At 36.5% G+C, this 25,606-nt stretch carries 12 protein-coding genes; 10 read left to right on the top strand and 2 right to left on the bottom strand.

What is annotated here, in order from left to right; genetic code table 11:
- Positions 1–3: 3 nt before the first annotated feature.
- Positions 4–498, bottom strand: a complete 495-nt coding sequence (locus J2Y60_RS11235; protein ID WP_309917749.1) for a DUF2271 domain-containing protein — start codon at positions 496–498, stop codon at positions 4–6.
- A gap of 3 nt (positions 499–501) precedes the next feature.
- Positions 502–1,998 (bottom strand): ankyrin repeat domain-containing protein, encoded by a 1,497-nt coding sequence (locus J2Y60_RS11240; protein ID WP_309917745.1) that lies wholly within the window; start codon positions 1,996–1,998, stop codon positions 502–504.
- Between the two features lie 1,220 nt (positions 1,999–3,218).
- Here J2Y60_RS11240 and J2Y60_RS11245 point away from each other — a divergent pair.
- The 10 genes from J2Y60_RS11245 (at position 3,219) to J2Y60_RS11290 (ending at position 25,495) form a co-directional block, all read left to right on the top strand.
- The gene (locus J2Y60_RS11245) at positions 3,219–5,216 is read left to right on the top strand and encodes an alpha-L-arabinofuranosidase C-terminal domain-containing protein (RefSeq protein WP_309917742.1); all 1,998 of its coding nucleotides are present in this window, start codon (positions 3,219–3,221) and stop codon (positions 5,214–5,216) included.
- Between the two features lie 120 nt (positions 5,217–5,336).
- Positions 5,337–6,203 carry a transketolase gene (locus tag J2Y60_RS11250; RefSeq protein WP_309917738.1) on the top strand — a complete coding sequence of 289 codons (867 nt, stop codon included), beginning with the start codon at positions 5,337–5,339 and terminating at the stop codon, positions 6,201–6,203.
- Between the two features lie 15 nt (positions 6,204–6,218).
- Positions 6,219–7,190 carry a transketolase family protein gene (locus tag J2Y60_RS11255; RefSeq protein ID WP_309917735.1) on the top strand — a complete coding sequence of 324 codons (972 nt, stop codon included), beginning with the start codon at positions 6,219–6,221 and terminating at the stop codon, positions 7,188–7,190.
- A 668-nt stretch (positions 7,191–7,858) separates the two neighbouring features.
- A complete protein-coding gene (locus tag J2Y60_RS11260) occupies positions 7,859–11,008 on the top strand; it encodes a TonB-dependent receptor (protein WP_309917734.1) in 3,150 nt (1,049 codons plus the stop codon).
- Between the two features lie 15 nt (positions 11,009–11,023).
- Complete coding sequence (locus tag J2Y60_RS11265) at positions 11,024–12,913, top strand: RagB/SusD family nutrient uptake outer membrane protein (RefSeq protein ID WP_309917731.1); 1,890 nt, start codon at positions 11,024–11,026, stop codon at positions 12,911–12,913.
- 39 nt (positions 12,914–12,952) lie between these two features.
- Entirely contained in the window at positions 12,953–15,979 is a 3,027-nt protein-coding gene (locus J2Y60_RS11270; RefSeq protein WP_309917729.1) for a SusC/RagA family TonB-linked outer membrane protein, read from the top strand.
- 43 nt (positions 15,980–16,022) lie between these two features.
- Positions 16,023–17,813: a RagB/SusD family nutrient uptake outer membrane protein gene (locus J2Y60_RS11275; RefSeq protein ID WP_309917727.1), complete on the top strand. Its 1,791-nt coding sequence runs from the start codon at positions 16,023–16,025 to the stop codon at positions 17,811–17,813.
- Between the two features lie 40 nt (positions 17,814–17,853).
- Positions 17,854–18,810 carry a DUF5627 domain-containing protein gene (locus J2Y60_RS11280; protein ID WP_309917724.1) on the top strand — a complete coding sequence of 319 codons (957 nt, stop codon included), beginning with the start codon at positions 17,854–17,856 and terminating at the stop codon, positions 18,808–18,810.
- Positions 18,811–18,838: 28 nt separating this feature from the next.
- On the top strand, positions 18,839–20,992 hold the full coding sequence (locus tag J2Y60_RS11285; RefSeq protein WP_309917722.1) for an endo-1,4-beta-xylanase: 2,154 nt from the start codon (positions 18,839–18,841) through the stop codon (positions 20,990–20,992).
- Positions 20,993–21,391: 399 nt separating this feature from the next.
- On the top strand, positions 21,392–25,495 hold the full coding sequence (locus J2Y60_RS11290; RefSeq protein WP_309917717.1) for a two-component regulator propeller domain-containing protein: 4,104 nt from the start codon (positions 21,392–21,394) through the stop codon (positions 25,493–25,495).
- Positions 25,496–25,606: the final 111 nt, after the last annotated feature.

The following is a 25,606-nucleotide window of genomic DNA, read 5'->3' on the forward strand; positions in this document are numbered from 1 at the left end:
CTACTATTGGTTAGCGCTAAAGCGTACGTAACGGATATATCCAGTACCTTCGCTTTTAGCAGAAAGGCTTTCGGTTGTCAGTGGGATTTCTAAGTCTTTTACATAATAAGGCTTATCTTCTACCGCTGTTTCGAAGCGCAATTTATAGTTTGAATTAATAGTGGCATTGTCCAATTCTAAAACCACAACACTTCTATCACCTCCCGTTACTGATGCTCCAGTAATGGCACTAATATTAGTTGGTTTTTTAGCAAAAGCTTTATGCCATTCTTTTAAATTTCGATACCATTTTTTGTCAGAACCAAGTACATACAATGTTTTTTGATAATTATCTTTCGCATCTACAAGCGAAACAACTAAATAGGCTCCTTCACCCATATAGTTTGTCATCTGAATCATACATTTGTACTTGCTGGTACCTGTATTTTGTGCCGATGTTGCTAATGAAACAAAAAACATTAGCACAAGGAGTAAGGTTGCTTTACGAAATAATTGCATAGTTTATTTAAGAAAATTAATGGAAATTTTAGCTTTAGAAAGTGTTTCATTTTCACTCGCTAAGTCAAAAGCTGTTTCTTTAAAATTAGTCTGAGCATCCTTTGCTGCTCCAATTGACACCAAATATTTTAGGATATTATCATCTTTGGCAATCATCGCCGCTTTATGTAACGCTGTAATTCCTTCGCTATTTTTAGCGTTGATATCAATACCCAAAGGTTGAAGACGTTTCAAAAGGGATAAGTCGCTTTTAGCTACGGCCAAGTGATAAAGCGTATTTCCATTTTTTTGTGGTGCTAATACGTTCAATCCCTTTGCTTGTAATAGCTTTAGTTTTGTTTCAAAATCTTCTGGTTTAGGGCCATTCGGACCTCTTCCTTCGCCACTACTATATGATAAAATAAGGTAAGCTGCCAAATTGTCGCCATTCTTATCTGCAACCTGTATAGAAGCCCCTTGGTTAATCAGATAACGAACTACGTCAGGAGAGTTACTACGCACAGCCATTGCCAATGCTGTAACACCTTTTTGATTACCTTGGTTGATGTTTTTTACTTTTGGAAGTAACAACGCTAATACTGTAGTATCACGGCTACCAAGTGCGGCAGTCATAAATGCAGTATTCCCTTCGCTATCTGCTTGGTTAACGTCGGTTCCTTTGCTCAAAAAATATTGAATAATATCGTGTTGCTTCGGTTTTCTAACAATAAAATGCAATGCATTTTCCCCATTTTTATTCGTTGCTGTTGGTTTTAGCTTCAAGCTTTCTAAGTACTGAAATGTCTCTATTGTATTAGCGCCTTGACGTGTACCTTGTGCCGCCATAATCATGGCATTATCTGTAGCAGGGACTCCTTTTTGTAAAAGAGCCTTTAAGATTTCTATATTACCACTTCTGGCTGCATAACTGAAAGCATTATTTCCATTAGCGTCAGTGCTTTTTAAATCTAGCCCTTTTGAGATGAAATAGTTCGTCAATGTAAAGTCTTTATCATTGGCAACCACTAATAATAAAGCATTCGCTCCCTCGTTGGTTAAATCTTTCTTTAAATTAGCACCTGCTTTCAAACATAAGTCAAAAATTTGTGTATTCGTCTGACCAGCAGAAGCTGCAAAATTAAGAGGCGTTGCTCCATGGCTATCTTCAATATCAGCTTTTGCACCTTTCCCTATTAAATACTCCATAATTTCCACATTACCAGTAGAAGCTGCCCAGTGTAAATAGGTACGGCTATCATGCGTTATCTTTGTAATATCGTTACCAGGCTGAGACAGAAGATATAGAATTGTTTCATTGGGCACTTTTGCATTAATAGCCATTACCACGGGGTCAAAACTTGCTCCATTGAGTTGAGCAGGATTATTCCCTTTTTCCACCTCTGCTTTTACTGTACTCACTGTTGGTTTACTTCTCCAAAACGATTGCTCTAACAATGTGTTTTGTTGAGCTTTTGCAGCAAACGTCAATAAAGTTATTGCCACAATAAATAATTTTTTCATAATGAATAATGTTGAATTAAAGTAGTTATAATTGATACTAAATTGTTGACTAAATCTTTAGATTTTTTGAAAAGCAAAAGGTTTAGTGTATGCTAAATATTGGTCTTAATTAATTGGGTAATTTCAGGTTGATAAAGTGAGGGGCAAGTTTTGCAAGTATGAACGCAATGTAATATACGTTTTATGCGTAACCATAACTTTGCATTTAGATATTAGTACTTCTACTTGCAATAATCTTATGACATATTCTTGTACTTTCTTCATTTTATCTATTTTTACAGACGCTTTATTTAGACTGATTATAAATTAAAGTAAAGATACTACCCACTTCCTTTACAAGCCAAGAGAAATGTCAGAAAATTTGAGATTCTTCTTAGTTTTATGCGTGAATACTCTTCCAAATAATCAAGGCTAAAAAATTAGCCTTGATTTGTACTGTTAATTATATGATAAGTCCTTTTTGATAAAGGAACTAACAAAATAACAAATCCCTTTGCTTAAACAAGTCACTAGTTTAGTAGAGGGATTTGTCTTATGAACAAAAGTATAATTTTAATTAATCAATTAAAACTTTATCAAGCGAAACAAAATCATCGATTCTTCGATAGCTTGATTTGCTTTTGTCAGACCACGTCTCGTCTTGTCTTCTCTCAGAACTGTCTTCTCCTTAATCAAAAATATAGTCTTCTATCAATACATTCTGACCATCGCATATACTTTGATATTTTTGAGAACGTCAAAGCAATAGATAGAATTCATTTATTAGGAAGAACTACTTAATAATCAGACATATAGATATGACATTTACAGTAATGATACGGCCTACTTATATTTTTTCTTGAATTTATTAAAGTTTAAGTTGTTCAAGTTATATTTTATTGATAACTTTGCTAATATTAGTTATATGTAATAGAAATTGTGTATAATTAACACAATTCAAATGTGTTTAATTTTTGTTTTTTGGTAGAAAATATTTTTTTGCGCTATGTGTTCTACTGTGTTATATACTTATCTTGTTTTAGTTATATTGTTTGTTTATAAATTTATTTACTATAAATTAAGCTTTTACTATTATTAAAATATCATTTAAAAGAAGTTGCTAGTAAAGCCCGACAATCATTTGTGATTAGGGCATATTTTTAAAAATATTTTTTTGCGTACACTGTTCTAGTGTGTTATAGATTTATATTGTTTTGGTTATTATAAACTTTCAGTTAAAAATGGGAAAAAATAGGAAAATATCTCAAAGTAAAAAGTATAAATATATGCGAGTATGTTTGTTGTATTTCTTGATTTTTCCTGCAATAATTAGTTTTGGTCAATCACAAACAAAGAAGACAGAAACGGGAAAAAAAATCAGTCCTTATTTATTCGGATTATTTTTTGAAGATATCAACTACGCTGCTGATGGAGGATTATATGCCGAATTGATACAAAATCGCTCGTTTGAATACAGCCCAACTGACCGAACAGATTGGCACTCACTTTCTTTCTGGGAATACACTACTCCGGGGTATTCGTATGGCTCACTTAATGTTGAAACCAGTACTCCTGTGCATTCCAACAATCCACATTATGCGGTATTGAATATTGAGCATGTTGGAGAAGCAGGTGTTGGCGTAAAAAATCATGGGTTTGAAAATATCGTAATAAAACAAGGTGAAAAATATTCTTTTTCAATGTTTGCACGTCAGCTTTCATCAAACCCCATTGCTATTACAATTAGTCTGCAAACGCCAAAAGGGAAAGTAGTTGCCGAAAGTAAAATAAATATTAACACTAAAGATTGGAATAAATATACTGCTACGCTTACTGCTTCAGCGAGTAACGACAGTACTTCATTAGTTATTTTGGCTACTACAAAAGGAAAAATAGCCTTAGATGTTGTATCACTTTTTCCTGAGAAGACTTTCCTGAATCGTCAGAATGGGCTACGAGCAGACTTAGCTCAATTATTGGCAGATATGAAACCATCTTTCATTCGTTTTCCAGGGGGGTGTCTTGCTCATGGCGATGGACTAGGAAATATGTATCGTTGGAAAAATACGGTAGGTCCAATAGAACAACGTGTAGAACAAAAAAATATCTGGGGATATCATCAAACGGCAGGTTTGGGATATTATGAATATTTTCAGTTTTGCGAAGACATAGGTGCAAAACCACTTCCTGTATTGCCCGCAGCAGTTAGTTGTCAGAACTCAGGAGGTACTTGGCGTATTGGTGGGACAGGACAAAAAGCCTTGCCAATGGATGAAATGCAGGAGTATATTCAAGAAGTGCTAGATTTAATAGAATGGGCAAATGGCCCTGCAACATCTACGTGGGGAGCAAAGCGTGCGGCGGCTGGTCATCCACTACCATTTAATCTTGAATTTGTAGGAATAGGGAATGAAGATAAAATTACGCCAGAATTTGAGGCTCGCTTTAAAATGATTTATGATGCTGTAAGAGCGAAGCATCCAGAAATTACTGTTATTGGTACTTCTGGACCATTTTCTGACGGAGAAGATTTTGATAAGGGATGGCAAGTTGCTAGTAATAGCAATGTTCCGATGATTGATGAACATTATTATAAAGACCCAAAGTGGTTTCTTTCAAATATGAATCGCTATGATACTTATGACAGAAAAAAATCTGGCGTTTATTTAGGTGAATATGCCTCATGGGGAAATAAATTGTATAATGCTATTGCGGAAGCTGCTTATATGACTGGGCTAGAACGCAATGGGGATATCGTAAGAATGGCATCGTATGCTCCTTTGTTGGCGAAGAAAAATCATACTCAATGGAATACAGATATGATATTTTTTGATAACTCAAAAATCAGCCTTACTCCCAATTATCATGTTCAGAAGATGTTTACTACCAATCAGGGAGATTATTATTATGATAATGTTATTGCTCAAAATGTTAAAGATACTACTCTTGCAGCTTCATGTGTAAAAGATAGCAAAACGGGTGATATTATTTTAAAATTCGTCAACAATAGCAATGTAGCAAAAAGTATGAAAGTAAATCTTTCAACATTCAAAAACTATATGAGTAGCGCAGCGCAAATTGTGCTGTCTGGAAATGCCAATGCCGAAAATACGTTAGAGCATCCACAGAACATTGCACCTGTGTATTCAACAGTTACTGTAAATAAAGTTTTTGACTATGCTGCTCCGGCAATGTCTCTTACTGTAATTAGAATTAAGACTTCAGCAAAGAAAATTTAAATATGAATTCTTTCAGTATTGAACATCAGCATGATAAAATGAACACACACGTTTATACCAGTCCGTTATATACAATACCTGTTTTTTCTAAGACTAAAAGAAAACGTAATAACAAATAAAATGGAATTAAAACAATTACAAAATACAGCTTCGCAAGTGCGCCGTGATATTGTACGGATGGTACATGCTTGTCAATCGGGGCACCCTGGTGGTTCATTAGGATGTACTGATTTGGTCGTAGCACTTTATTTTCATGAAATGACAATTAATGAAGAAAAAGGAGCAGACGGATACTTGAAGTTTTCTCGTGCGGGACAAAATGAAGACTTATTCTTTTTATCTAACGGACATATTTCTCCATTATTCTATTCTGTCTTGGCTCACCGTGGATATTTCGCTCCCGCAGAATTGGCTACTTTCAGAAAAATAAACTCTCGTTTACAAGGACACCCAGCTACACATGAACATTTACCGGGTATTCGTATTGCTTCTGGCTCACTAGGACAAGGTTTGTCAGTAGCGGCTGGAGCAGCAAAAGCCAAGAGACTGAGAGGAGATGACCGTAATATATATGTATTGATGGGGGATGGCGAACAGCAAGAAGGACAAGTATGGGAAGCAGCGCAGTTTGCAGCACATTATCAACTCGACAACCTGATTGCTATCATTGACTGGAATAAACAGCAAATAGATGGGCCAACAGAGAAAGTAATGAGCAATAAAGATTTGAAAGCAAAATATGAAGCTTTCGGATGGGCCACGATTACGTTAGAAAATGGGAACGATATGCAATTAACATTAGATGCATTAGCCCAAGCCAAACAATTGAAAGGACAAGGAAAGCCAATTATGATTCTAATGAAATCAGAAATGGGATATGGCGTTGACTACATGATGGGTACGCATAAATGGCATGGTGCTGCTCCTAATGATGAACAGTTGAACACAGCATTATTACAGTTAGAGGAAACAATTGGTGATTACTAATAAATAATTTTAGAGATGAAAGAATACAGTTTCACAGAAAAAAAAGATACTCGTTCTGGATTTGGAGCAGGTATGGCAGAATTGGGCAAATCAAATCCAAAAGTTGTCGCACTTTGCGCAGATTTAGTGGCATCCTTAAAATTAGATGCATTCATTAAAGATAATCCTGAAAGATTTGTTCAATGTGGTATTGCAGAAGCAAATATGATTGGCGTATCGGCAGGGATGGCTATTGCAGGCTATATTCCTTATGCTACTACTTTTGCCAATTTTGGTTCGGGAAGAGTATATGATCAAATCAGACAGAGCGTTGCTTACTCAGGCAGTAATGTGAAAATTTGTGTGTCACACGCTGGATTAACATTAGGAGAGGATGGTGCAACACACCAGATTTTGGAAGATATTGCTATGATGAGAGCTATGCCAGGGATGACGGTAATCAATCCATGTGATTATAATCAAACAAAAGCAGCAACAATCGCAATCGCTGACTACGAAGGTCCTGTTTATCTTCGTTTCGGCAGACCCGTCGTTCCAGTATTTACAGACCCCGACCAAAAATTTGAAATAGGCAAGGCTTGGATGGTGAATGAAGGGAAAGATGTAAGCATTTTTGCTACTGGCCATTTAGTATGGGAAGCCATACAGGCTGGAGAAATATTGGCGAAAGAAGGCATCGATGCAGAAATCATCAATATACATACGATTAAACCATTGGACGAAGAAGCAATTTTGAATTCTGTAAAGAAAACAGGGTGTGCTGTCACTGCCGAAGAGCATCAATTGAATGGTGGATTAGGCGATGCGGTGTGTCAATTACTCAGCCGAAACCACATAGCACCTATTGAAATGATTGGTGTAGATAATTCTTTTGGTGAAAGTGGAACGCCTGCTCAATTGATGGAAAAATACGGATTGAATGCTCAGAGTATTGTAGATAAAGTACGCATTGCCATCAAAAGAAAAGAATTACTCGGTTCAAAATAGTTTGTAAAAAATAGTATCTGTTTTTATTTTGTCATAAAGCCACTCATATTTTGGGTGGCTTTTATTATGTAAAGCCTGTCATCAAAATGCAGAAATTATGAAAAGTTTATAGAGAGGAAATCGAGATAGTACTAAAATATCACGAGTATAATACATATTTTAATGACCTGTTGATTTTAATTACTTGGTGCTAATGCTGAAGATGATTTTTTTATAAATTAAATATCATCTTTAAAATAATCATTAGTTCAACTAAAAGTATTTTGAGGATTTATTCTACAAAACTATAGCACAAAAGTATTAATTTGTAGCGATTTTGTTAAGTAATACTTTTACATCAAAAAGTGTTTAAAAAGTTGCCAATTATTAGCTTTAAGAGACCTCTAGGCTACTAAAAACACACGATTTTTATCTCTAAAACACCTAAAATAATGAATTTTAGTTTATCCAGACAGTTCTCAATTCTTTTAAATTTTTTCTTTTAGAGGTACAATTTCCAAATATTTTTGACAAAAGCTTATTGCTACGTATACTATTTAGAAAATTATCGTGTGAAATTAACACTTTCTTACGATGCTGAACATTTGGTATAGATATTTAAAGATTTATGCTACTGTATTCTTATACTACTCTCTTACTTTGTACGAAAATATTATATTATTTATTAAATGAATCATATTTATCGTCGTATGAAGCAATTTGACTTATCTATTCCAATTACGCGAAAAAAGCTGTACTTAGTTGTATGGTGCATATCGCTTTTAATTGGTTTTTCGAGCTTTTCATTAAAAGCTCAAACAGTAAAAGGGACTATTAAGTCCGCTTCAGGAGAAGGAATACCTGGAGCAACCGTTAGTGTTAAGGGTACTACCCGTGGGGTTAGCGCGAGTAAAGATGGAACTTTTTCCATTGCTGCCACACCAAAGACAACTTTGGTTTTCAGCTCAGTTGGCTATAAAACACAGGAGGTTTTAGTAGGTAACCAAACAAGTATTAATGTAGTGTTAGAGGAATTTCAATCTGCATTAGATGAGGTAGTAGTTGTGGGTTATGGAAAACAAAAGAAAGAAGGTGTTGTAGCTTCAGTTACCCAAACAACGAATAAAGAATTAGAGCGTGCAGGTGGTGTTTCAAGTATTGGTGCAGCGTTAACAGGAAATGTACCAGGCTTAATCACGAATGCAAGTACTGGTCTTCCAGGTGCAGAAGATCCTCAGATTATCATTCGTGGTCGTAGCTCTTGGAATAACTCAGACCCACTCATTTTAGTGGATGGTGTAGAGCGTCCTATGAACAGCGTTGATATCAGTTCTGTTGAAACAGTTACTGTACTTAAGGATGCTTCAGCGACTGCCGTTTTCGGTTCTAGAGGTGCCAATGGTGTAATTTTAATTACTACCAAACGAGGTAAAATGGGAAAAGCATCAATCAGAGCTGTCGTAAATACCATTGTAAAAGCTCCGTCTAAATTACCGGAAAAGTATGATTCATATGATGCTTTAAGAATTAGAAATGAAGCAATTGAGTATGAACTTGCGACAAGACCAGAAGGGTGGAGAGATTACTTACCTCAACAAATTATTAATAAGTATCGTAATCCAGCAAATTTAGCGGAAGCAGAACGTTATCCAAATGTTAACTGGGAAGAAGCATTATTTAAACCTTATGCGATATCTAATAATGCTAATTTGAACATCAGCGGGGGTACAAATCTTGTGAAATATTTTACCAGTGCAGATTTTTTACAAGAAGCCGATTTATTTAAAATCTATGATAATAAAAGAGGGTACAAGCAAGGCTTTGGCTTCAATAGGCTGAATGTTCGTAGTAATTTAGATTTTCAATTAACGCCTACTACGCTTTTTAAAACCAACCTTTCGGGTTCTTATGGCGTTAGAAAAAGCCCATGGGGTTTCACAGGAAGTCAGTATGGCCCATGGATAGATGCGTATAATGCTGCTCCAGATTTATTCTTACCACAATATTCTGATGGTTCATGGGGCTTTTACTATCCAAACCAAGCTAAAGCAGAAAACTCTGCATTAAGTCTTGCAATTGGGGGTTTACAATATCAAACTACTGCCCGCATCACGACAGATTTTACGTTAGATCAAGATTTGGATATGTTAGTGAAGGGCTTGAGAGCTTCGGGTACTGTCTCGTTAGATAATACTTTTGTTGAATCAGATCGTGGTATTAATGACCTTTATAATGGTACTCAACGTAAATGGGTAAATCCTGAAACTGGTATTGAAACTTACCAATCGGCTGTTGATGGTATTACAGGTTTTGACTTTCAAGAGGGTATCAAGTGGGCTCCAGCAGCGGGGACTATCGGAGCTAGCCAGCGTCGTTTGTTTTACCAGTTACAGCTTAATTACAACAAAACGTTTGCAGGGTTACATAATGTGACTTTGATGGGTTTAACAAACCGAAACGTGTATGCTAGCGGTAGTACAATTCCTTCTTATAGAGAAGACTGGGTGTTTAGAACTACTTATACATTCAACAATAAATACACAGTAGAGTACAATGGTGCTTATAATGGTTCTGAACAATTTGCAAAAGACTATCGTTTTGCCTTTTTCTCTTCTGGGGGTGCTAACTGGGTAATATCGAACGAAAAATTCATGAATTCGGTGAAATTTATCAATTCTATGAAATTACGTATGTCTTACGGACAAACAGGGTTTGATAACCTAGGGGTAAGATGGCCGTATCTTGAGCAATGGACTTACGGCGGAACATCAAGATTGGGTGTAAGTGGTGAAGGAGCTGAACAAAGCCCATATACTTGGTATTCTCAATCAACAGTTGGTAACCCAACCGTACAGTGGGAACAATCAGAGAAATTCAATGTGGGTTTAGACTTTGAACTTTTCAGAGGTTTTGTGAAAGGTAAGGCTGACTTCTTTCAGGATAATAGAAGTAAAATTTTATTATCAGGAAGATCAGACGTACCAAGTTATTTTGGGGCATCTCCGCCAGTGGCAAACTTAGGTGCTGTTAAAGCAAGCGGTTATGAATTAGAACTTCATTTTAATAAAAATGTAGGGAAGTTCCGTTTGTGGGCAGACCTTAACATGACTCATACGCAAAACAAAATTATTGAACGTGCTACGCCAGAATTACTGCCAGATTATCAGAAACCAGAAGGTATGCAGATTGATCAAGCTTATTCATTCGTAAGCAAAGGCATGTATAATAGTTGGGATCAGTTGTATGGAAGTGCGATGCACAATGTAAACGACAACCAAAAATTATTGGGTAACTACTACTTGGTTGATTATAATGGAGACGGAGTTATTGACACGCAAGATAGAATTCCTTATGGACATACTGGCTGGCCACAAAATACCTACAACGCTACTTTAGGCTTTGATTGGAAAGGATTTTCAGCTTTTGTACAGTTCTATGCGGTGAATAATGCTACTCGTCAAGTGGTTTTCACAAGTTTAAGTTCACAAAGCCATACAGTTTATCAAGAAGGTGCATACTGGTCACCAACAAATACTAGCGGAACGCCTATTCCACGTTGGTTAACAACACCTTTCGGAGACTATAGAGGCACACAGTATATGTACGATGGCTCTTATGTAAGATTAAAAAATGCTGAAATAGCATACACTGTAAATCCTGAGCTTAGTAGAAAATTAGGACTTAGTAGTCTGCGAATCTACCTAAATGGTAATAACCTTATTGCTTGGAGCAAAATGCCAGATGATAGGGAGTCTAATTTTGCTGGAACTGGTTGGGCTTCACAAGGAGCTTATCCAACAGTAAAGAGATATAATTTAGGTTTAAACATTACTTTCTAATTAATTAATAAAAACATGAAAAAGAGAATAAAACTTTTGTGTGTAGCTGTAGTTTGTTCTATGACTTTTGGAGTTACTTCATGCTCAGATTTTTTGGATCGTGATCCTCAATCTCTTGTGTCTGAAAAAGATGCTTTTAAAAACTTTGTGAATTTTCAAGGATTTACCGAAGAACTCTATCATACTATTCCAGACTTTTCTAATGGTTACTGGACCAACTCTTTTAACTGGGGAGAGGATGAAATCCAATCTACAGCTCAAAACTTTCACTTTGGTGTAAAAATAGATAATGGTGATTTTTGGGGCTGGCAACGCAATTTTGACGGCTGGCAAGCTGGATGGATGGACCGTAACAGTAATTCAACCAACGATGACCGCTTTGCAAAATCACTCTGGGGGCTTGGATGGTATGGTATCCGCAAGGCTAATTTAGGTCTGGAAAATATAGACAAACTGACTGATGCCACACAAGAAGAAAAAGACTTAATTAAAGGTCAGCTATTGTTTTTTAGAGGTTGGTATCACTTTATGTTTATGCAGTATTTTGGAGGACTTCCATATATTGACAAAGTATTACCTGGAGATCAGAAGCTAACCTTACCTCGTCTTAAATACAGCGAATGTGCCGATAAAGCAGCTGCGGATTTCAGAGCAGCGGCCAACTTATTACCAACTAACTGGGACAACACAACGGCAGGTAAGAGGACATTGGGTAAAAACACATTGCGTATCAACAAGATTATGGCACTTGGCTATTTGGGGAAAAATTATCTTTGGGCTGGTAGTCCATTGATGAATTCGGTCTCAGGCGGCGGTACTACTTATAATGCTGAATATTGCAAAAAGGCAGCAGATGCATTTGCTGAACTACTTAATTTATGTGAGAGTGGAGAAGCTCCTTACCGCTTACTTCCTTTCGCACAATATTATACTAACTTCTATACGACTGGTCAGAACTGGCAAATGCCGGGTGGAACTGAAGCTATTTTCAGAGGGCCATACTATGGTGCGAATAATTCAAACTGGGGAACGAGTAAACAATATAGCCCGCAGATTATCAGTGAAGGTGATGTGAAATTTTTGCCAACAGCCAATTATGTTGACAACTACGGAATGGCTAATGGATTGCCTATTAAGGATATTACAAAAGCTGACACAGAGTCTGGTTATAATCCTGAATATCCTTGGAAAGGAAGAGACCCACGTTTTTACAATGATATTATTTTCGATGGTGTGAGAATGGTAGCAGGGAGTATTCCAAATGCTGCTGAAGTGAACAACCGTTATGCCAATTTACATACTGGAGGTTCTTATCGTGATATTTCAACAGGTAGTCGCACAGGATATTTACTCTTTAAGTTTGTTCCAAGAACAGCCAATAAGTATGACCAAGGCTATGGTTATGATAAAAGTCTTAACATTCACTTGCCATATATGCGTTTGGCAGATATTTATCTGATGTACGCTGAAGCTGCTGCACAGGGCTATGGCTCGGCTATGGGTAAAGCAGGAAGTTATTCTAAAACTTCTGTAGATGCTATCAACGTCATTAGAGATAGAGCAGGAGTAGGTCATGTAGATGCCAAATTCTTAGGTTCTCTGGATGTGTATATGGAAGAATTAAGACGTGAACGTGCTGTAGAACTTTCTTTTGAAGGTCATCGCTTCAATGACCTCCGTCGTTGGTTGATGATTGCTAAAAATCCTTATACGCTTAAAAAATCAATTGAATTTGATAGAGCAGCTACATTGGATCCAGCGAAAGACCCTAAAGACAATAGAGTGTTGAACATCAGAGAGTCTGTCATATTAGAGCGCAAGTTCACAGATAAGCATAATTGGTTGCCATTAAAAGTTAATGACGTGAATTTGTATCTAGAATTTGCTCAAAATCCTGGCTGGTAAATCATATAATGAGATAATCAATAGATAAACGAACAAGAAATGAAGTTTATAAAAATAATTATGGTTTTATGTGCATTACTGGCTTTTTCAAAAGCTACGATAATGGCGCAGAATTCCTCGACGATTAAAATTAAAGCCACCGTTGTTGGCTCGAATAAACAGCCCGTTATTGGCGCTATTGTAAGTAGCTCCGAAGAAATCGGGAAAGCTGTTACCACAGATGCTTTGGGTACTTTTAGTATTGAAATTCCTAAAAATGAGGTATTATCAATTGCTGCGAAAGGTTTCAAAACCAAATACATCACTGCTAATCAACAAATCAGTGAAATCGTTATCGCACCCGATGACAACCAAGAACAAGTAGGTCTTCCTTTCCGTAATGTTGATAAACAAGATTTGCTGGGTGGTGTATCTTCTGTGAATGTAAAGGAGCTTCTTAAGAAGAATTACTTCACTTACCCACTAGATGGAATGGAATCTTTAGTTCCAGGGTTTAATGGAAACAGTAATTGGGGAATGGGAAGTTATCTGTTCATGATTGATGGGGTTCCTCGTGAGACAGGGAACGTAATGCCGACTGAGATAGAGCAAATCGTATTTTTGAAAGGAGCTAACGCTGTTGCACTATACGGTAGCCGTGGTGCTAAAGGTGTAGTGAATGTAATTACAAAAAGAGGCGTAGCAGGTCAAAGTAGATTTGACCTCAGAATTAATAGTGGTGTAAATGTTCCTAAAGCTTTTCCACGTTACTTAGGTTCAGCGGAATATATGACTTTATATAATGAAGCACGTAGAAATGATGGATTAACGAATTTGTATTCTGAATCTGATATTTACAACTATGCCTCAGGAATCAATAAATATCGTTATCCGAATATAGATTTTTACTCATCAGAGTACCTCAAAAGTAGTTATGGTAGTTATGACGCCACTGCCGAAATTTCAGGTGGAAATGAAAGAGTTAAATACTATACAAATTTAGGATTTGCAACATCTGGTTCACTGTTGAACTTTGGAGAAGCAAAAACCAACAATAATTCAGACCGTCTTAATTTCCGTGGAAATATCGATGTAAACTTGAATGAGTTTATAAGTCTGAATGCTGATGCTACTGCTATTTTTTATACTGGTCGTGGTGTCAATGCGAACTTTTGGAGTAGTGCAACAACGGTTCGTCCAAATCGTTTTGCACCACTTATTCCCCTTAGTATGATTGAACAAGAAGATGCAGCTTCACAGGTGTTAATTAAAAACAGTAATAATATTATCGATGGACAATATTTACTTGGAGGTACTCAATTAGACCAAACGAATCCAATCGCTACCATTTATTCTGGAGGTAGTAATCAATTTGCTAATCGTCAATTTCAGTTTAATACAGGGATTAAAGCAGACCTTAGAAATGTGCTGAAAGGCTTGAGTTTCAAATCTAGTTTTGCTGTTGATTATGCTACTGAATATACGTTGGCTTATAATTATTCTTATGCTACATATGCTCCTACTTGGAATAAGTATAGCGGAACCGACTTAATTAGTAGTCTTACAGTGTATGGCCAAGATGCAAAATCTGGAACTCAGAATGTATCAGGAAATAGATATCGTCAAACGATTGCATTTTCAGGACAGTTAAATTATGATAGAACTTTTAACGAAGACCATAATTTATCAGCTATTTTATTAGCTAATGGGTTTCAACAATCAGAATCTGCGATTTACCACAAGACAAGTAATGCGAATTTAGGTTTTTTAGCAAGCTATAATTACAAGCATAAATACTACATGGATTTTAGTGCTGCTTATATTCATTCTGCAAAACTTCCTCCAAGTAATCGTCAAGCATTTTCTCCGTCACTTACTTTAGGCTGGAGATTAAGTCAAGAAGAGTTTCTTAAAAATTCAGATATCGTAGACGATTTGAAGTTGACAGCTTCTGCTAGTATTTTACATACAGATCTTGATATTCCAAATTACTATTTATATCAAGGTGTTTACACTGGTGCTGGTTCGTGGTATGGTTGGAAAGATGGTACGGGTATTCAAGCTACTGAATCAAGAAGAGGTGATAACCCTAACATGAAGTTTCCTAAAAGAGAAGAACTTAGTGTAGGATTCGAAGGTTCGTTTTTCAAAAGATTATTAACATTAAACGGAACATTCTTTGTTAATACCATCTCGGGAAATATCATTCAAGCATCTGTTTTATTCCCAAGTTATTTCACGACTGGCTTTCCAGTATCTTCATTTATTCCTTATGTAAATTATAATGAAGACAAACGTGTTGGCTTTGACTTCGGTGCTAGTTTGAATAAAAGATATGGTGAAGTAAATTGGACTTTGGGCGTGAATGGTACATACTACCAAACTACTGCTACTAAAAGAGCTGAATTATACGAAGATGCTTACCAAAACCGTCAAGGAAAACCGCTTGATGCTACGTGGGGCTTACAAAGTTTGGGATTTTTCCAAGATCAAAACGATATAGCAAACTCTCCAACACAAACATATGGACAAGTAAAGCCAGGCGATATTAAATACAAAGATCAAAACGGTGATGGTATTATTAATAGCCGAGACGAAGTCTCTTTAGGAAAAGGTGGTTGGTTTGGTGCTCCGCTTACTTTAGGTATCAACCTTACTGCTCAGTGGAAAAAGCTTACTTTCTTCGCAATGGGTGTTGGTCGTTTTGGGGCTAATGGAATGCGTAATAGCTCTTATTTCTGGGTTGATGGTGAAGATAAGTACTCTGCAGTAGTGAGAGATAGATGGACGGAAGCAACAAAACTAACAGCCACCTATCCAAGACTTACCACTTTGACAAGTGATAATAACTATCGCCCATCGGACTTCTGGATTTATAAAACGAATCGTTTTGACTTGAGTAAAGTACAGGTAACCTATGATTTGACGGATGTATTAAAGATGAAATCTTTTGTACGTGAACTTGGATTATATGTCACTGGCTTTAACCTGCTAACTGTGTCAGACAATCGTGAAATCATGGAACTTAGTGTGGGAAGTGCACCACAAACACGTTTGTTCAATTTAGGTGTAAAAGCCCTTTTCTAAGTTTTTGAAAATATCATATTTTGAATATTATACTATGTTTTATATGAATAAAGGAATATTAAAACTACTGGTTTGCGCTGCTGTATTGCTGACCGGATGTGAAGACCTAATAGAACCTGCTATAGAGAATAACAGGCAGTTAGACCCTAGTGCTTATTTACCAAGCGACTCAAGATTTCCATTCGGTATATTGCTGAATGGCTATAATAGAATTCCGACGAACTCGTGGTCTTTTAATGATGTGGCAACTGATGATGCTGTAAGTAATGACCAAGACAATGGCTATCTAAAAATGGCAACGGGGCAATGGACGGCAAACAATAATCCCACCAACCAATGGACAAATTGTTTTGCAGGCATTCAATACCTAAATATTATGCTTGGAGAAGTAAACAAGGTTCAATGGGTGGCTGACCCTGTTGCTAACAGATTGTTTTCTACTAGAATTAAAGGAGAAGCTTATGGGCTTAGAGCCTTATTGATGTACCATCTTTTGCTAACACACGCTGGTAAAGGAGTAAGCGGAGCAATGCTTGGAGTACCTATATTACTTAAGCCACAGACTACTTCTGATAATTATAATCTTCCAAGAGCTTCTTTTGATGATTGTATGAAACAAATTTATCAAGATTTAGATAGTGCAGATGTCAAGCTTCCTTTAGACTATCAGAATTTTTCATTGGGACAGGAATCTCTGATACCAGCAAAGTATGGTCAGGTAACGATTGAGCAATATAACCGTGCATTCGGGGTTACTTTCAGTGGTTTATTTACTGGTCGTATTGCTAAAGCAGTAAGAGCACAAGCTGCATTACTGGCAGCCAGCCCATCATTTAATAATGGCAATACAAGTAAGTGGGTAGATGCCGCCAACTATGCCGCCAATGTATTGAATGCTAATGGAGGGTTGAATGCTATAACAAGTAATGTAGCAAGTGGTCTTACTTGGTACACTAATACTACGGAGATTGCTAATCTTAAGGATGGCGCTAACCCTCCTGAAATATTGTGGAGAAATAACTGGGGTGAAAATAGAGATTTAGAACAAGCTAATTTTCCTCCAACATTATTTGGTAACGGACGTATCAATCCGTCTCAGAACCTTGTAGATGCTTTCCCAATGCTGAATGGGTATCCGATTACTGATGCTAACAGTGGCTATAATCCTGCTGACCCATATACTAACCGTGACCCCCGCTTGAAAATGTTTGTGCTTGTGAACGGTGCAACCGCTGGTGTAAATAATACGGCTATTAATACTACTGCTAATGGTACTACCAACGATGCGCTTAATAAAGTGGCTACTTCGACAAGAACGGGTTATTATTTGCGAAAATTGTTACGTCAAGATGTAAACCTTAACCCTACATCTGCCACAAATCAGCGTCATTACAAACCGCATATTCGTTATACCGAAATTGCGTTGGCTTATGCAGAAGCAGCTAACGAGGCTTGGGGACCTACGGGTACGGGTACAAATGCTTATTCAGCTTATGATATCATCAGAGCTATCCGTAGAAGAGCTGGTATTGGTACAACCAACAACGATGCTTATCTGGAAAGTGCAAAAGGTAATAAGGAAACGATGCGTACTTTGATTCGTAATGAACGTCGCTTAGAACTTTGTTTTGAAGGATTTAGATTCTGGGATTTACGTCGTTGGAATGCAGGACTTACAGAACCAGCAAAAGGTGTGAGTATCCAAAATGGTGTTTACACTTTAATCCCAGTTGTACAAGACAGAGTATTCAAGAGTTATATGAAATACGGCCCAATTCCTTATTCAGAAATACTGAAGTTCCCTGCACTTGAACAAAATGAAGGATGGAATTAATAATCAGCTATAATTTTATTATTGACAAAATTTAATATTTATGAAGAAATTAGTTTTAATGTCGGTACTAATCCTAATCGGACTTGCTTCCTGCAATACGGAAAATGAGTTCCCGGATTACAAATACCAAACTGTATATTTCGCTTATCAGTATCCTGTAAGAACAATTACTTTAGGAGAGGATACGTACGTGAATACTGATTTGGATAATCAACATAAATGCCAGATTTATGCTTCAACTGGTGGAGTTTATGAGAGTAGAAAAGATGTATCTATAAAAATAGCCGTTGATAATTCACTCCTAAAAAACGGTTTACTATTTGGAACAGGAAAAGACGAGGTGCTTCCTATGCCTACTAATTACTACTCGTTAGGCTCAGATAAGATTATTATTCCTAAAGGAACATTGGCAGGTGGAGTAGACGTACAATTGACAGATGCATTTTTTGCAGATCCAAAATCAATCAAAAATACCTATGTTATTCCTTTAACGATGACTAGCGTAACTAATGCCGATTCAATACTTTATGGCAAACACTTTATTTTGTATGCTATTAAATATGTGAATACTTGGCATGGAAACTATCTTAGACGTGGAAAGGACGTTGTTACAGGCACTTTGAATAAAACGATTGTTCGCCATGCACAATACGTAGAGCAAGATGAAGTTAACAAACTTTCTACCAAATCTTTAAGCGAGCTAGAGTTCCCTGTAGTCTTTAAAGATAAAGATGGTAAGAATGTTAATATAACATTATCACTAAAATTTGAAAGCGACAAGTGTACAATTTCTTCATTAACGAGTGGTTATACTGCAACTGGTAGTGGCACATTTGTGAAAAAAGGGGAGAAAAACAGTTGGGGGAATAAGGACAGAGATGCATTATACCTAAAGTATGATGTGAATCTGGCAGGAATGAATATATCTACAACAGATACCCTCGTTATGCGTGATCGTACAGTAACAATGGAAACCTTTTCGCCAGTGACAAAATAATAATTTGTCTAACTAGAACAGTTATTTTATGAATAAATTATATAAAGTAGTACTAGGTCTGACCACATTGATGGTGACTTCTTGTACCAAATATGAGGCGCTAGAGTTTAGCGTCATCAAACCTGAAAGCGCTACTGCTCAGGAAGATATTGATGCTTATCCTGCATTAAAATCTTATATCAATCGCACTACATACCCCAATTTTAAGTTTGGGGTTGCTCTTTCCTTGTCTGACTATGTTAACAAGGGCGTAATGTACAGACTTGCCAATAAAAACTTCGATGAAATAGTTTTAGGCTATGAAATGAAGCATGGTGCAGTAGTACAAGCCGATGGTAGCTTAGCACTGGATAACGTCAGTAAATTATTAGCAACAGCCAAAGATGGTGGTATTGCTGTGTATGGCCATACTTTATGTTGGCATGCCAATCAAAATGCTAATTACCTCAAAGGGGTGATTGCTCCGTTGACAGTTACGGCGCCTTCTTTCCCTAATGACCTGAATACTTCCGCTCTGCAAAGCGGAGTACTTTCGGGTTGGAATGCAACAAACAATGGTGCAGGTATTTCGGTAGCGAATAATACTGGAATGGGTACTGGAACAAAAGCCATAAAACTGACTGCTACCGCTGGTTCTTCGTCAGCGACGGCTTTACAATTGGTAAGTCCTAGTATTAATGTTGTAGCTGGACACAAATATGAAATAGTATGCTACATTAAATCGGATGTGGCAGGAGAAGGTAGAATTTCTTTTGAGGGTTTAACAAATAATACGCCTCAAGTAGATTGGATGAAAACTGGAAAAGCATCAGCTACTTTTACGACTGGTATTTCTTGGAAAGAAGTAAGATTTCAAGTAAGTGATTTTACGGGAACATCTATCAAGCTTAACTTTGACTTAGGGTACAAACCTAATGTAAACTATTACATAGATGTAAACAACCTGTATGTATATGATACACAAGGAACAGCGGTTGTTACTAATCTTGTAGCCAATGGTGATTTTGAGACAGGTTCAGGTTGGGGAGGTTATGGTGGTAATTCATCGAGAGGTATTACTGCTGATGGACTCGGATATAATAATAAAGGGAAGGCATTTTATGTAACAATGCCTGCAAAGACGGCAAACTATTGGGATGCCCAGACTGCACTTGATTTAGGTAAAAACCTTAATAATGGTGAATCATATAATTTATCATTTTGGGTAAAAGGAACTGCAGAAGGAATCATTAGGCCCGAACTTCAAAGCCCAAGCTACGCCTCGAATGGTTTCGGTCAAATAGCTGTAACGAAAGAATGGAAATTAGTTGATGTTTCCACTACAGCAACTGCCGCGGATAGAAATAAACTTGTATTTAGCTATGGTGAATTTGCAGGAACTGTATACATTGATAATGTAGTGCTGAAAAGCTCAAAAGCAACTGGAGGAGCAATCACAATTGCTGAAAAAACAGCTGAGGAGAAAAGTATTCTTGTAGGTGGCGCATTAGATAAATGGATGTCGGGTATGTTGGCAGTAAGTAAGCCTTATGTAAAAGCATGGGATGTAGTAAACGAACCAATGGACGATGGAAAACCTTATGAACTTAAAACAGGAGTAGGCAAAACTTTAGCCACTGATGAATTTTATTGGCAAGATTATTTGGGCAAAGATTATGCTGTAACAGCTTTTCAGTTAGCTAGAAAATACGGGAATGCTAGTGACATACTTTTCATCAATGATTATAATTTGGAATATAATCTGGATAAATGTCGTGGATTAATCGCTTATGTAAGCTATATCGAAGGAAAAGGTGCAAAGGTTGATGGTATTGGTACTCAAATGCACATTGATATCAAGTCGGACAAAACCAAGATTGCCGATATGTTTAAGCTATTAGCTGCTACAGGGAAAGTGATAAAAATTTCAGAATTGGATATTGGCTTAGGTAGTGTGAAAACAGCTAATGCAACTCAGGCACAATATCAGGCACAGGCTGAAATGTATAAATATGTTATCGACAAATATTTTGAGCTTATACCTGCCGCACAGAGATACGGTATCACGTTGTGGAGTCCACTAGACAGCCCTGCCAATTCAAGCTGGAGAGCAGATGAGCCGATTGGTCTATGGACAAAAGATTATGTAAGAAAAGTAGCTTATTCTTACGTAGCTGAATCTATCAAAGCAAATATGAAATAATAAGGAGAAGTGTTTATCCTTTAAAAATAAACCACTATTTACTATATAACCCTATCCATTAATATATAACTACCCGTTTCGTTTATAATCCCTAGCAATTTGTTAGGGATTATTTCAATAAATGGGTATGAGTAATTTACCTAACCACTATTTTTAAAATCAAGAAATATTAGCTTATTTGTTAAATGCAACAATAAACGCTTACCTTAATTCGTCTGTTTGTTTCACATGCTGATTATAACAAAATTTTGAACTAAGAGTAAGATTTATGAATAATTAGCTTTTGTAAATACTACTAACAGTAGCAACAGATAGGGCCTAAAATAAAATTATGTTAAATTGGGCAATGACTATAATGAAAACATCCAACCGATGGTTGATGTGTTAAAGACTGTAAAAATGAAGAAATGTTACTTTTTATTAATTTTTATTTTTGTTGCTCACTGGATTCACGGGCAACAGAAAGAATATAAATTTATTAATTTCAGTAGCAGAAATGGGCTCACCTCCAATTCCATTAATGCCATTGTAAAAGACAAGAATGGCTTTATGTGGTTTGGGACTGAAGATGGACTCAATAGGTTTGATGGTCAAAATTTTACTGAATATCGCCATAAAGAAAACGATAGTACAAGTATCGGAAGTGGCCCAATAACAGCCATGACTCAGGATAAAGCTGGTAACATTTGGGTGGCGACTAATCTGACTTTGTCTATTTATAATCTGAATTTGAATTCATTTACTAATTACGATTTTAGTACGCTAGGCTGGATTATATCATTATGTGCTGACCATTCGGGCAAAATTTGGGTTGGAACTTATTCTGGTTTATTTGTGCTAGATCCAGTCTCGAAAAAAACTAATGTCTTTAAAGCAGACCCTTCAAACACCACAAAATTAAATTCAAATATGATTCGCTCACTATTTGAAGATAGTCATAACAACATTTGGGTTGGTACCGACGAAGGTTTACATGTTTATGACAGAAAGAGCGAACGATTTACAAGGTTTTTACACAACCCGAATAATCCAGCAAGTATTTCATGGAACAATATAAAGAGCATCACGGCTGACAAGTATGGTAAACTTTGGATTGGTACTGAAGAAGGGGGAATAAATGTAATGGACACAAAAAAGGGTACGTTTCGCAATTACAAACATGATTCAAACAACCCTAATTCTCTTTCCAATAATCATATAATTAAGGTAGTATTTGATAAAGACGGGCAGCTTTGGGTAGGTACAGAAATAGGCATCGACATATTTAATCCGCAAACAGAGAAGGCAATCAGTGTCAAAAGTTCGATTGTAGAGCAAGATGGCTTTACGCCTAGTACTTCTGGACGATCAATTAGGGATATTTACATTGATAATAATGGTGTATATTGGATAGGTGTTCATCAAGGTGGCGTAAATAAATATGATACGAATCTGGCGTTCTTTAACTATAAAAAATTCAATCCCTTTGATCCTAACGGATTGACGGGCAGTTCAATAATGGCCTTTTCCGAAAGTCCTTCTGGAGATATCTTTATTGGAACAGAAGGTGCAGGGCTGAATGTATTTAACAGAAAAACAGGGCTAATAAGACGTTATGATTTAAAAGATAAAAAGGCAAATAGAGCATCTATTATCGCTTTACAATCTGTTGGTAATACGCTTTGGGTAGGAACATATCAAGTTGGTTTATATACCATAAATATGGCAACGGGTGCTTCTAGGTATTTTCACCTTCCAAAAAGCAACACGGATGATGTAAACATACCTATCAACTGCATAAAAGCAGATAAAAATGGGAAAATTTGGCTAGGTACAAATGGCAATGGGGTTTATTTATACGACCCACAGCGGGATGTAATGGAATCATCTGATAAAGTTTTTCAATTAGCATCTGCTCAGAAATTCCCTTTGAATGGTTTTATTACCACTATTGAGCAAGATAAAATGGGGAATATCTGGATTGGCTCAAACGGTTCAGGAATAGCTGTTTATTATCCAAGTGAGAAACGGTTTCAGGTATTAAACCACGATAGGAATGGACTCCCGATAGACAAAGTCCAGAGTATTTACTGTGACCGTTCTGGCAAAATATGGGTTGGTGCATGGGGAGGTGGGCTTTGTTTATATAAGCCTCAAACAAAAACATTTGAACGCTTTGATGAAAGAAATTCTTTGTCAAATGATGTTGTTTACAAAATTTTGGAAGATGAAAAAGGCAAAATATGGATAAGTACTAATAAGGGCATCAGTTCATTTGACCCTGACAAGAAGGTATTTAGAAATTTCACACATTATAATGGCGTTCAGCAGAGCAACTTTAATATTGGGGCTGGTTTGAAAACTTCAGACGGACAATTGTTTTTTGGTGGACTGGCAGGCTTTAACTACTTCAATCCTGCTAGTATTTTCCAGAAAAAGAATATTCCTACGCTGGTAATTACTAGTTTGAAGATTAATAACAAACAAATAAATCCTGGTGAAAATGCCGAAATAACTGAACACATCTCGACAGCAAAAGAAATGGTGTTGAGTTATAAACAGAATTTTTCTTTAGACTTTATCGCCCTCAATTACACAGCTCCACATGAAAATAGGTATTCTTATAAATTAGAAGGATTCGACAAAGAGTGGAACCAAGTAGGAACGGCCAATACGGCTGTTTATACTAACCTTGACCCAGGGAAATATATCTTCAGACTAAAAGCATATAGTGAGGATGGCTCATGGCAGACACCCGAAAAAGTTATTGATATTATTGTGAAGCCTCCGTTTTGGCGGACGTATTATGCCTATTTTTTCTATTGTATCATGGTTTCAGGAGCCATTTGGGCTATCAGAAAACGTTCTATTGAAAAATTCAAGAATAAGTTTGCCAGAGAACAGGAACGTTTGGAGGTAAAACATATGATTGAAAAGGAACGACACGAAGCAGAGAAAAAAATAGAGTTAGAGCAAATTAAGATTAAATTCCTGACGAACCTGAGCCATGAGTTAAAAACACCTTTGACACTTGTCTTGAATCCGATAGAGAACTTGATGTTTCAAGAGAAAAGTACAGAAAAGCTGGAAATGCTTAATTTGATAGGTCGCAATGCCAAAAGACTTTTGAATTTGGTAAACCAATTGCTTGATTTTAGAAAAATTGAAGACAATGAATTGACGCTGCACGCAACAGATGGCGATTTGATTACATTCGCGCAGGAAATTGTAGATTCTTTCAAATATATAGCTGTAAGGAAAAATATCTCTCTACATTTTGTAAGTTCATATAGTAACTACCATACTAGTTTTGATAAGGATAAATTAGAACGAGTGCTAATCAACTTGTTTTCTAATGCTATAAAATTCACCAATGAAGGCGGAAGTGTTAGCCTTCAAATTGCAGGCGATGGCGAAACAGGTATCAGGTTGATTCTACGTGATACTGGCATCGGATTGCCAAAAGAAATGACCGACAAGATTTTTGAAAGATTTTTCCAAGTAAATAACAGCGCTGACATATTAAATCAGGGAAGTGGAATAGGTCTTTCAATCGCTCAAGAGTTTATCAAACTTCACGGTGGAACCATTAAAGTAGAAAGTGAGGAAGATATAGGAAGTGCTTTTACTATATCTCTGCCACTTTTGCCAATTACTTTTCAGCAATCTACCTCTCCAATCGTTTCAAATGAAACCTCTGATTTGATTGGTGGGTTTGCTAAAAATGAGCCTCCTAAAATTGATATGCCTGTTGTATTGATTGTGGATGATGATGACGATTTAAGAGCTTATTTGGTTGAAAGTCTGAAAACAAAATATAAAATAATAGAAGCCGCCGATGGTATAAAGGGTTGGCAAAAGGCCTTGTCATGCCATCCTCAGGTAATAGTCAGCGATGTAAATATGCCAAGAATGGATGGTGTAGAGATGGTACGCAAAATTAAAAGTGATAATCGTACCAAGCATATTCCTGTTATTATGTTGACTGTTTTATCTGATGAAATAGACCAAATGAAAGGATTGGAATCAGGGGCAAGTGATTACTTGTCGAAACCATTCAATTTTCATTTGCTCAACATTAAAATAGAAAACTTGCTTAGTTTGAATAGTTTATTGAAAAATACATACAGTAAGCATATTCAATTGGAGACCCCTGAAGCTGAGTTTGTCTCAGAAGACGAAAAGTTTTTGTTGAAGTTTTCACGTTATGTGGAAGAACATATCGAAAACCCCAATTTATCAGTAGAAGAATTGAGCAAAGCCATGTTCGTTAGTCGAGGAACACTTTACAGCAAAGTTTTAAGCCTTACTGGTGAGACTCCAGTGGAATATGTAAGGTCGCAAAAATTGAAGAAAGCAATTACGCTTTTGCAAAAGAATGATATAAAAATATCCCAAATAGCATACTCTGTGGGCTTTTCAAATCCAAATTATTTTGCTAGAGCTTTTAAAGCAAAATACAACATATCGCCATCTGAATACGTGATGCTTAATAAAAATGTTGCATTAGTTGATTCAGAATAATTAGTTAAAAGAGGTCAATCATATAAAAACGTTTAGTATATACGATTGGCCTCTTTTTTTCTCTGTTTAAATTTGCTCAAAATCTTATATAAACAGCCAATATTTTGGTTT

Origin of the sequence: Arcicella sp. BE140, assembly GCF_031456255.1 — a bacterium.
Lineage (GTDB): Bacteria > Bacteroidota > Bacteroidia > Cytophagales > Spirosomataceae > Arcicella > Arcicella aquatica.